The organism is Pseudarthrobacter sp. PS3-L1, from assembly GCF_030063285.1.
Taxonomy (GTDB): Bacteria; Actinomycetota; Actinomycetes; order Actinomycetales; family Micrococcaceae; genus Arthrobacter.
In genome coordinates this window covers 1-1,481 of the sequence record NZ_JASISU010000015.1, presented here as the reverse complement: position 1 = coordinate 1,481, position 1,481 = coordinate 1, and the positions used below count along the sequence as shown (strand labels likewise).

At 59.7% G+C, this 1,481-nt stretch carries 5 protein-coding genes; all 5 read left to right on the top strand.

What is annotated here, in order from left to right; all coding sequences use genetic code 11:
- Positions 1-408: hypothetical protein (locus tag QMG79_RS16570; RefSeq protein WP_283539733.1), on the top strand; the 408-nt coding region annotated here is incomplete at its 5' end.
- The gene (locus QMG79_RS16565; RefSeq protein WP_283539732.1) at positions 405-629 is read left to right on the top strand and encodes a hypothetical protein; all 225 of its coding nucleotides are present in this window, start codon (positions 405-407) and stop codon (positions 627-629) included. The genes QMG79_RS16570 and QMG79_RS16565, both read left to right, overlap by 4 nt.
- Positions 626-802, top strand: a complete 177-nt coding sequence (locus QMG79_RS16560) for a hypothetical protein (protein ID WP_283539731.1) — start codon at positions 626-628, stop codon at positions 800-802. The genes QMG79_RS16565 and QMG79_RS16560 overlap by 4 nt, the downstream gene beginning before the upstream one ends.
- On the top strand, positions 799-1,155 hold the full coding sequence (locus tag QMG79_RS16555; RefSeq protein WP_283539730.1) for a hypothetical protein: 357 nt from the start codon (positions 799-801) through the stop codon (positions 1,153-1,155). Before QMG79_RS16560 ends, QMG79_RS16555 begins: the two co-directional genes overlap by 4 nt.
- Positions 1,152-1,445 (top strand): hypothetical protein, encoded by a 294-nt coding sequence (locus QMG79_RS16550; protein ID WP_283539729.1) that lies wholly within the window; start codon positions 1,152-1,154, stop codon positions 1,443-1,445. The genes QMG79_RS16555 and QMG79_RS16550 overlap by 4 nt, the downstream gene beginning before the upstream one ends.
- Positions 1,446-1,481 lie beyond the last annotated feature (36 nt).

Genomic DNA, 1,481 nt, shown 5'->3' with positions numbered 1-1,481 from the left:
ATGACCCTCCTTGACCGGATCAAGGCACGATGGGCCGCAGCAACATCAGGGCCATACGAGGCAATCACAACTGGTGTTCGGGGCGGCGATCACTGGTATGTGTGTGCTGCTGATGAATCAATTGCTTCCATCGCATCCAATGACGGCATCAACGAGGAGCAGCGTGAACCAGACGCACTCGCATTCGCCGCCGCACCCACGGACATTGCCGCGCTCATAGCCGCTGTGGAAGCGGTAGAGAAGCTGGCGGACGCATGGGAGGCTCGCGGCACATCTGACATGGCCTACTCCAAGACAATCCCGGACGAGGGCATCGCGATGACAATCCTTGCAGACGGCGCATCAATGGTAGAAAACGCACGACACATCCGCACCGCCCTTGCGCCCGTACTAGGAGACAACACATGAGCGGGAACCCTTACTACGTGCAGATCCCCAAAGAAATAATTGACCGTAAGGCAAAAGAGCTTGCCGCAGCGGCGGGGGTCAGTTACGCATCTGCCGTTAGCTCCCTACTAACCCTCTACATGCCGCCAAACGCGACAAGCTTCCCTAGATACAACAAGGGACTGAACGGGCAACTACTGCGCTGGGGCAAGCCACTCATCCACAACGGCGGCAAACCATGAGCGCAACGCTGTTCGACACGTTCACGGTCCATTGCTTTTTCCAGCGTTGGTGCAACCACAAAGTAACGGGCATCGACCCGCAGGCAAACCACGATGAGATGGAGGCGCACTACAAGGCCAAGCACTACGGCGTCCACCTAGACGTAGTGAAAAGAGAGGTGAAATCACTATGAGCGCACAAACAATGGCCGAGGTTGAGCGGGTCGCTGCCGAATCGTGGGACGCCATCATCGACGGCGCGGCACCATGGTCTGAGCAGGACGACGAAACGAAGCGCCTCCACACCGAAACAACCCAAGCCGTCCTCACTGCTGCTGGGTTCGGGCCGGTACAAGACGTGGCAGCTGCGGGGATTCGCTCCGTGATCGACGTATGGGCTTCCGGAGGCCGGGCAACGGTTCGACTCAGTGAACTCTCGGAGATTGCCAAGGACGTACAGGCCGGCGAGTGGGAAAACCAGATCAAGTGGTGCCTGGGCGACATTGACAGGGAACGCGCACGAGCAAGCCGGAAGGCCGAGTCATGACCGTTAGTCAAGAAGCTGTAGAAGCAGCAATGGCATACTTGCCGCACTCCACCGACTGCGAGGTGAGGCCTGAGCGAGAGTGCACCTGCTGGAAGCCACGGGCTGACCTCATCCGCGCCGCCCTTGAAGATGCTGCCCCGTTCATCGCAGCCCAAGCTTTGGAGGACGCGGCGGCAGAGATGCGGGAAGAGCGTGCCGGGTGGTGCCTAGACGACGCGGGCCGCTACTGGATCAAGCGCACCCTTGACGAACTGGCTGCTCGTGCTGCCGGGCTGAGGGGGCAAGGGTGAGTGACATTCCCACGATTGACGACCCAACGCATGGTG